Source organism: Protofrankia sp. CiP3 (assembly GCF_917627345.1).
In the GTDB taxonomy this organism is placed as follows: domain Bacteria; phylum Actinomycetota; class Actinomycetes; order Frankiales; family Frankiaceae; genus Protofrankia.
Genome location: NZ_CAKJTM010000014.1, coordinates 72,156 through 80,469, shown reverse-complemented (window position 1 = coordinate 80,469; position 8,314 = coordinate 72,156). Strand labels below are relative to the sequence as shown.

Here is an 8,314-nt window from a genome sequence, read left to right as displayed (position 1 = left end):
GGTGCCGCGCCCGGCGTGCGCGGGGGACGGCCGGTCGCGGTGCTGGCGTGGAACGTGGACGGGCGGACCGTCCTCGACCTGGTCGATCTGGGCTCGGGCAGCCGGCTGGGCCTCCCGCCGCTGCCGAGGGACGTCGCGGGCAGCCTGCTCGTCCGTGACGGGGGCCGCGGTCTGCTGCTGGCCCTGGTCGGTTCGACCGTCCCCGGTGAGCTGTGGACCTACGATTTCGGGGCGGACGCGACCGGTTACCGATGTATGGTCTCTGACGCCCCCACCGCCTTCCCCGCGCCCGCGCTCGCCTCCGTCGCCGATCTGGACGGCAACGCGGACCCCGCCGCCGGGGCGGCTGCTGAGGCGGTGCTGCCTCCCCCAGCCCGTTCACGGACCAGGCTGGTCCGCCCGGTACTGCACCGGTTGCGCGCGCACGACGGGCTGGAGCTGTCCGGCTGGCTGTACCGCCCGCAGGGCGAGCTCGGCCCCTATCCCACCCTGCTGTTCTTCCACGGTGGGCCCGAGGCGCAGGAACGTCCCACCTTCACCCCGCTGTTCCAGGCGTTGGTCACCCGCGGGATCGCCGTGTTCGCCCCGAATGTGCGCGGGTCGGCGGGCTACGGCCGTTCCTTCGCGGGCGCCGACGACCACAGCCGCCGCTTCGACGGGATCGCCGACGTCGCCTCCTGCGTGGAATACCTGGTCGAGGCGGGTATTGCCGACGGCGGGCGGGTCGGCGTCGCGGGCCGTTCCTACGGGGGATACCTGACGCTCGCCGCGCTGGTCACCTACCCGGAGCTGTTCCGCGTGGGGGTCGACATCTGCGGGATGGTGGATTTCGCCACGTTCTTCGCGCACACCGAACCGTGGATCGCCGGCCCCGCGATGACCAAGTACGGCGACCCCGTGCGCGATGCCGTGCTGCTGTGGGAGCTTTCCCCGCTGCGCCGGATGGACCGCCTGGCCGCGCCGCTGCTGGTCGTGCACGGCGCTAACGACACCAACGTCCCGGTGATCGAAGCCGAGCAGACCGTCGCCGCGGCGACGGCGCGGGGGGTGGACTGCCGGTTCCTGCTCTTCGAGGGCGAGGGGCACGAGATCATGGGTCTTGGCAACCGCACGGTGTTTGTCCGGGAGACCGTCGAATGGGTGAGCCGTCACCTGCTGGCACCCGGTCAGACACAGACACAGACGCGAGGTGGCGAGCCGTCGGTTCCCCGGCAGCTTCATGGCTCGCGGTCGCCTGATCCGCGGTCACCTGATCCGCGGCTGCCGGCGCCGGCTCAGACGGTGACTCCGATGGGGATGGAGACGCCCAGGCCGCCACGCGTGTCCGCACCGTAGCGTGCCTTCTCCGCGGCGAGGTCAAGCGGTCGGATGCTGGTTTTGGCCGTGACCGCTGCCTCGTCGAGCAGGTGCGCGGGGACCAGCCAGACGACCTCGAACTCCAGCCCGTCCGGATCGTGTGCGTACAGGCTCTTGGTCGTCCCGTGGTCGGACGCGCCGACCAGCGCACCGGCCTCAGCGAGCCGGTGCGCGGCCGCCTCAAGCTCGGCGAGAGTGCCGACCTCCCAGGCGATGTGGTACATGCCCACGGTCGAACGCCCCGCCTGCGACGCGCCGGCGGCCGCGCCGATCTGGAACACGCCGATGTCATGGTCGTTGGTGGAGTCCGGCGCCCGCAGGAACGCGGCCTTCCCGGGCAGCACTAGCAGGCTCTCGAAATCGAGGACATCGGTGTAGAAGGCAGCCGTACGCGCGACATCGCGCACATAGAGGACGACGTGGTTGAGACGGTGGATACCCATGATCTTCTCCTGGTGCCCCTCGGCGCTGGCCGGTGCGGTGCTGTTGAGCCTTCAACTATCTCCACGTTACTCCGTGCCGCCCGCGCGCAGATCAAACAGGCGTTCGCCAGCCGCGCACCTGAGCAACCAGGACGGAAGCGGCCTCGGCGTCGCGGTTCTCCCCGACGCGGACGCGGGCGGCGAGGCCGAACCCGGAACAGCTCGCACTCGCCAACGCCCCGGGAACGTCTCAAAGATCGAGGAAGTAGCGCAGGACCTTGCGAACGGCCGCGAGGTCCTCGGCGCTCGTGGTCCCGAGCCGCCGCACCAGCCTGGAGGTGTCGATGGCCCGGGTGTCCTCCGGGCGCGCGAAGCTCGGCCTGCTCAGCCCGGTCGCCGGCCCGGCGAGGCGGGGCTGGGTCACCAGATGGCGGTCGGTCCCGGTGAGCGGGACGACGATGGCCATGCTGATGGGGAGGCTGTGCAACCCGTCGGCCGAGACGACCACGACCGGGCGCCGTCCGCCCTGTTCATGGCCGACCACGGGGTCGAGAGTGGCGAGCCAGATCTCTCCGGTGCGGACCGCCGTCACTCCCACCACCCGGGTGCGTCGTGCAGCGCGAGCGCGTCGGAGTCGGTGCCGCGTTGCCAGGCGCCCGACTCGGCCCGGTCGCGCTCCCACTCCGCCGGGTCGGCGGCGCGGAGCTCGTCGAGCTGCACGCGGGCACGCGCGAAGAAGGCCTCGCGTTCGAGCCGGTCCGCGACCTCGGCGAGCATGCGGCCCATCGTGGTCCCGCGGTCGCTGGCGAGGGAGGCCAGCCGGTCCCGGACGGCCGTGTCAACCTTGATTGTTGTCATGGTCATACCATCTAGTCTACCGATCGGTAGACAGTTCAGTCACCCCGGACGGGAACATTCGCCGTGCTGTGCACGGCTTCTCGCGGGCCGCGATGTCCACCCGGGGGCGGGGGCCAGGGCGTGCCCGTGGAAGGCCATCCGGTTATGGGAGGCGCCAGTCGACGGGCTGAGCTCCCTGGCGGAGCAGGAGGTCGTTGGCCCGGCTGAACGGCCGGGATCCGAAGAAGCCGCGGTCGGCGGAGCGAGGCGAGGGGTGGGCGGACTCGATCGTGGGGACGCCGTCGAGGAAGGGCTTCAGGCTACGCGCGTCCGCGCCCCACAGGATCGCGACGAGGGGCTTGCCTCGGCCGGCCAGTGCCCGGATCGCCTGCTCGGTGACCTCTTCCCAGCCCTTGCCCCGGTGCGAGCCGGGCTGCCGCGGTGCCGTTGTCAGGGCTCTGTTCAGCAGTAGTACGCCTTGCTGTGTCCATGGCGTCAGGTCGCCGTTCGTGGGCCTGGGCACGTCGGTGTCCGCGCACAGCTCCTGGAAGATGTTCTCCAGGCTGCCGGGGAGCCTGCGCACGTCGGGCGCGACCGCGAAGCTGTATCCGATGGCCATTCCGGGGGCCGGGTAGGGATCCTGCCCGACGATCAGTATCCGCACTTCGTCGAAGGGCTGTTGGAAGGCTCGTAGAACGTTTGGGCCGGCGGGAAGGTAGGTGCGTCCGGCCGCGATCTCCGCGCGTAGGAAGTCCCCCATGGCTGTGATCCGCTCGGCCACCGGCTCCAGGGCCCGTGCCCAGCCTGGCTCGACGAGTTCCCGTAATGGTTGCGCTGGCATGGCTGATCACCCTACCGGGCGGCGCCGACACCCCGAGTTGACGAGTGGGCCTGGCCCGCGCCGGGAGCGGGCCGGTCATCTCCGGCACGGTCTCCGCCCGCGTCCGGTAAAAGGGTGCGCGCGAGGTCCGGCTACTGGCCACAGCGGGACGCGTGGGGCAGTGTGGTCGGTGTGGGACGGGTGACGGCACGCAGACGGGTCGTGCGGATCTCAGCTGACGGTGAGCGAGGGACGCGGGCCGACAGCCTGGCCGGTGAGGAGCCGCTGGAGCTGCGGGTGGGCGGCAGGCCGTTGGCCGTCACCATGCGCACGCCCGGACACGACGTCGACCTGGCCCTCGGTTTTCTCGTCGGCGAGGGGATCATCGGCGGCGGGGCGGATGTCACAGCGATGCGTTACTGTGCCGGTGCACGGAGTGATGTCGTCGGCGGCCCCTCCGGCGCTCGCCAGGCCCCCGAAAGGCAGGCCCCGGAGAGCCAGGCTGGTGGCGGCCAGACCTACAACGTGCTCGATATCACTCTCGCCCCGACCGTCGCGGCGCCGGACGTCAGTATCGAACGCGCCTTCTACACCAGCAGCTCCTGTGGGCTGTGCGGGCGGACCAGCATCGACGGGGTCCGGATGCGTAGCCGCTACACGGTGGCCGATGACCCGCTGGTACTGCGTCCGGACGTGCTGCTCGCGCTGCCCGACCGGCTGCGCGCCGAGCAGAAGGTCTTTGCCGTCACCGGTGGGCTGCACGCGGCCGCGATCGCCGACGCCGACGGGAACCTGTTGGTGGTCCGGGAGGACGTGGGCCGGCACAACGCGGTCGACAAGGCCATCGGCTGGGCGGCACGTGGCGGTCAGCTGCCGTTGCGCGAGCGGGTCCTGGTGGTCAGCGGCCGCGCGTCGTTCGAGCTTGCCCAGAAGGCGCTGCTGGCTGGGATACCCGCGCTCGTCGCGGTGTCCGCGCCGTCGTCGCTCGCGGCTGAGCTGGCCGAGGAGAGCGGGATGACGCTGGTCGGGTTCGTCCGCGGTGACTCGATGAACATCTACACCGGCGCGCATCGCATCGCCGGCCCGCTGGCTGACAGCGCCGCCTCGACGAGCGGCGGCGCCTCGACCACCAACAGCGGTACGCGATGAGCCGCGGTTCAGCGGGAGAGGACTCCGACGATGGTACGTGACGCCCCACGAGAGGACCCCGGCGAGGACGGGATCATCGTCGGCGCTCCCGCGCCGTCGGCCGCCGGCATACCCGGCGTGCTGCATGCGATGGCGCACGTCCGTGACCAGCTGGGAGTCCGCCGCGGAGCCCGCTCGCTGCTCGCGCTGAACCAGGTCAACGGTTTCGACTGCCCCGGATGCGCCTGGCCGGAGGCCGCCCCCGGCCACCGGCACACGGCCGAGTTCTGTGAGAACGGTGCCAAGGCCGTCGCCGAGGAGGCGACCCTGCGGCGGATCACCCCCACCTTCTTCGCCGAGCACTCCGTCGATAAGCTCGCCGCCCGCAGCGGCTACTGGCTGGGTCAGCAGGGCCGCCTCACCGAGCCGATGTACAAGGCGGCCGGGGATGCCCACTACCTTCCGGTGAGCTGGGATGACGCATTCGCGATCGTCGCCGACGAGCTGCGGGCGCTCGACAGCCCCGATGAAGCCGCCTTCTACACATCCGGGCGGACCAGCAACGAGGCCGCCTTCACCTACCAGCTTTTCGTCCGGGCGTTCGGCACGAACAACCTGCCGGACTGCTCGAACATGTGCCACGAGTCGTCCGGAGCGGCGCTGACCGAGACGATCGGTGTAGGCAAGGGCAGCGTGAGCCTCGACGATTTCGCCAAAGCCGATCTGATCTTTGTTGTGGGGCAGAACCCGGGCACGAACCATCCGCGGATGCTCACCGCGCTGGAGGCGGCAAAACGCGCGGGCACGCGCATCGTCGCGGTCAACCCGCTGCCCGAGGCGGGCCTGCTGCGCTTTCGCAACCCGCAGCGCCCCAGTGGTGCCGTCGGCGCCGGGATTGTGCTGGCCGATCGGTTTCTGCGGATCCGGATCGGTGGTGACCTGGCTCTGTTCCAAGCGATCAACGCTCGGTTGCTGGCCGCGGAGGAGGCGCGGCCAGGCCGGGTGCTCGACCGGGCGTTCATCGACGCCCATACCGACGGTGTCACCGAGATGGCCGCGTGGCTGCGCAAACTGTCCGCGGCCGACGTGCGGGCCGCCACGGGCCTCGCCGACGACGAGATCGACCAGGTCGTGCGGCTGGTGCTGGACTCGGAGAAGATCATCGTCTGCTGGGCGATGGGGCTCACCCAGCACCGCGACTCCGTCCCCACGATCCGGGAGATCGTCAACTTCCTGCTGCTGCGTGGCAACATCGGCCGTCCCGGCGCTGGGGTGTGCCCGGTGCGCGGGCACAGCAACGTCCAGGGCGACCGGACCATGGGCATCTGGGAGAAGCCACCGCCGGTCTTTCTCGACCGGCTGGCCGCGGAGTTCGGTTTCGGCCCCCCGCGCGCGCCCGGCCTCGACGTGGTCGACACGGTGCGGGCGATGCGGGACGGCCGGGTGAAGGTGTTCACCGCGCTCGGCGGGAACTTCGTCGCGGCCACCCCGGACAGCTCGGTCACCGAGGCCGCGATGCGGCGGTTGCGCCTGAGCGTCCAGGTGTCGACGAAGCTGAACCGCTCGCACGCCGTCACCGGTCAGCGGGCGCTCATCCTGCCGGCCCTCGGCCGTACCGAGATCGACGTGCAGGCCGGTGGGCCGCAGTTCGTCACGGTTGAGGACTCGATGAGCGCGGTGCACGCCTCCCGGGGGAACCTCGCGCCGGCCTCGGCGTCGCTGCGTTCGGAAATGGCGATCATCTGTGGGCTGGCTCGGGCGACGCTGGGCGAGCGTGTCGCCGTCGACTGGGAGGGGCTCGCCGCTGACTACGGCCGCGTCCGCGCGCATATCGGCCGGGTCGTTCCCGGCTGTGCGGACTTCGAGGTGAAGGCCGCGCGGCCCGGTGGGTTCGTCCTGCCGCACCCGCCGCGGGATTCCCGGACCTTCCCGACCGTGACCGGACGGGCCCGGTTCACCGTCAACACCCTGGACGTGCTGCGCGTCCCAGCCGGCCGGCTGCTGTTGCAGACGGTCCGTTCGCACGACCAGTTCAACACCACGATCTACGGGCTGGACGACCGGTACCGCGGCGTCCGCCACGGCCGCCGGGTAGTGTTCGTCAACCCCGACGACCTCGCCGCGCTGGCCATCGCCGACGGTGACCAGGTCGACCTGGTCAGCGAGTGGGCGGACGGAGTGGCCCGGCGCGCGCCGGACTTCCGGGTGGTGGCGTACCCGACCGCAGCTGGCTGTGCCGCCGCCTATTTCCCGGAGACGAATGTGCTGGTGCCCTTGGACAGCACCGCCAGAGTCAGCAACACCCCCACGTCCAAGTCCATCGTGATTCGCCTGGAACCCGCTATTTCCCGGCGGTAGTGATAATTTCCGAATTCGGTGACATGGTGGGGAGAATGCCGATTCTTCCGGGCGGGGAGCGGCGGTATTGTCGTCTCAGTCCGGCGCTGCTGACCGGCGGAGCGGGCGCAATCTGCGAGGCTGGCTTACGTGATAACGTTGGCAGCTTGCGCGCTTTGTTCTCTTTTGGTTTGGTTGGTGCTGCTGGGTGGCCATGGAATGTTCTGGTGCACCGACACGCGCCTTGACGCGCACGATTCCCGGGCACGAGGCGGAGCGGAGCCGCCGGGGGGCTGGCCCGCGGTCACCGTGATCGTGCCCGCCCGGGACGAGGCCGAGATGCTCCCGCACAGCCTGCCGTCCCTGCTTGGTCAGCGTTACCCGGGTCCGCTGCGGGTCGTGCTCGTCGACGACGCCAGCGATGACGGCACCGCTGATGTTGCCCGTGACCTTGGCCGGCAGGCCGCCGGCGGGGTGGAGCTGACGGTCATCACCAGCCAGCCGCGGCCGGCTGGCTGGGTCGGCAAGGTATGGGCGCTGGAACAGGGGCTGCGCGCTGTGCCAGCGGATGTGAACTGGCTGCTGTTCACCGACGCGGACATCGCTCACGGCCCGGATTCGGTCCTCCGGCTGGTCGGCCACGCCACCACGCATGGGCTTGACCTCACGTCGCTGATGGCGGTGCTACGCACCCAGAACCGCTGGGAAAGGATCATCGTCCCGGCGTTCGTCTATTTCTTCGCCCAGCTCTATCCGTTCCGTCGAGCCAACCGGCCGGACGCGAGGACGTCGGCCGCCGCTGGCGGGTGTGTGCTCATGCGCCGGGCCGCGCTGGAACGCGCTGGTGGGCTGGCCGCCATCTCCGGCGCGGTGATCGACGACTGCTCGCTGGCCAGGGCGGTCAAGCGGGCCGGCGGCCGGACCTGGTTGGGGCTCGCCGACCACGGCCCGTGCGGTGTGCGCAGCGTCCGGCCCTACCCGCGGCTTGCGGACCTGTGGAAGATGGTCGCCCGCAGCGCGTACACCCAGCTGCGCCATTCCCCCATGCTGCTCGCGGCCACGGTCACCGGGCTCGTGCTGGCCTACCTCGTCCCACCACTGGCGGCCGTGGCCGGTCTGGCCGGTCTGGCCACTGGTGCCGGCGGCGTTGCCGCGGCTGTCGCCGGTGCCGCCGGGCTCGGTGCCTGGGTGGTGATGACGGTGACCTACCTTCCGATGATCCGGTACTACCGCCAGCCCATGCCCGTCGTGCTGACCCTCCCCGCGGTCGCGGTCCTTTATATGATCATGACTGTGGACTCGGCTCGGGCGCACCACCGGGGCCGGGGCGCGGCCTGGAAGGGCCGCGCCTACTCGGCACCGGACTCCGACAGCGTCGCCGGGACGTGAGGCTCGGGTAATCGGCGGGGCCAGG

At 70.8% G+C, this 8,314-nt stretch carries 8 protein-coding genes; 4 read left to right on the top strand and 4 right to left on the bottom strand.

What is annotated here, in order from left to right; translation table 11 throughout:
* Window positions 1-1,335 (top strand): S9 family peptidase (locus tag MJ797_RS08070; RefSeq protein WP_239333324.1); only part of this gene is annotated, 1,335 nt, incomplete at its 5' end.
* Here the strand turns inward: MJ797_RS08070 and MJ797_RS08065 are convergent.
* The 4 genes from MJ797_RS08065 to MJ797_RS08050 all read right to left on the bottom strand — a co-directional run bounded on the left by MJ797_RS08065 (window position 1,275) and on the right by MJ797_RS08050 (window position 3,456).
* A complete protein-coding gene (locus tag MJ797_RS08065; RefSeq protein WP_239333322.1) occupies window positions 1,275-1,799 on the bottom strand; it encodes a VOC family protein in 525 nt (174 codons plus the stop codon). The two genes, MJ797_RS08070 and MJ797_RS08065, sit on opposite strands and share 61 nt — an antisense overlap.
* 229 nt (window positions 1,800-2,028) lie before the next feature.
* Window positions 2,029-2,370: a type II toxin-antitoxin system PemK/MazF family toxin gene (locus MJ797_RS08060; protein WP_239333320.1), complete on the bottom strand. Its 342-nt coding sequence runs from the start codon at window positions 2,368-2,370 to the stop codon at window positions 2,029-2,031.
* Window positions 2,367-2,636 (bottom strand): hypothetical protein, encoded by a 270-nt coding sequence (locus MJ797_RS08055; protein WP_239309345.1) that lies wholly within the window; start codon window positions 2,634-2,636, stop codon window positions 2,367-2,369. The genes MJ797_RS08060 and MJ797_RS08055 overlap by 4 nt, the downstream gene beginning before the upstream one ends.
* A gap of 142 nt (window positions 2,637-2,778) precedes the next feature.
* Window positions 2,779-3,456, bottom strand: coding sequence for a uracil-DNA glycosylase (locus tag MJ797_RS08050; RefSeq protein WP_239333318.1), 678 nt, complete (start codon window positions 3,454-3,456; stop codon window positions 2,779-2,781).
* Window positions 3,457-3,627: 171 nt separating this feature from the next.
* On the opposite strand from MJ797_RS08050, the gene fdhD reads away from it, so the two are divergent.
* The 3 genes from fdhD to MJ797_RS08035 all read left to right on the top strand — a co-directional run bounded on the left by fdhD (window position 3,628) and on the right by MJ797_RS08035 (window position 8,289).
* On the top strand, window positions 3,628-4,584 hold the full coding sequence (gene fdhD / locus MJ797_RS08045; RefSeq protein ID WP_239333364.1) for a formate dehydrogenase accessory sulfurtransferase FdhD: 957 nt from the start codon (window positions 3,628-3,630) through the stop codon (window positions 4,582-4,584).
* A gap of 30 nt (window positions 4,585-4,614) precedes the next feature.
* Window positions 4,615-6,921, top strand: coding sequence for an FdhF/YdeP family oxidoreductase (locus tag MJ797_RS08040; RefSeq protein ID WP_239333316.1), 2,307 nt, complete (start codon window positions 4,615-4,617; stop codon window positions 6,919-6,921).
* A gap of 129 nt (window positions 6,922-7,050) precedes the next feature.
* Window positions 7,051-8,289: a glycosyltransferase gene (locus MJ797_RS08035; RefSeq protein ID WP_374581715.1), complete on the top strand. Its 1,239-nt coding sequence runs from the start codon at window positions 7,051-7,053 to the stop codon at window positions 8,287-8,289.
* The last annotated feature ends 25 nt before the right edge of the window (window positions 8,290-8,314 follow it).

Coding starts and splice junctions, on each gene's coding strand:
- MJ797_RS08040 (WP_239333316.1), top strand. CDS start 4,615: ATGGTACGTGACGCCCCACGAGAGGACCCCGGCGAGGACGGGATCATC.
- MJ797_RS08065 (WP_239333322.1), bottom strand. CDS start 1,799: ATGGGTATCCACCGTCTCAACCACGTCGTCCTCTATGTGCGCGATGTC.
- MJ797_RS08050 (WP_239333318.1), bottom strand. CDS start 3,456: ATGCCAGCGCAACCATTACGGGAACTCGTCGAGCCAGGCTGGGCACGG.
- MJ797_RS08055 (WP_239309345.1), bottom strand. CDS start 2,636: ATGACAACAATCAAGGTTGACACGGCCGTCCGGGACCGGCTGGCCTCC.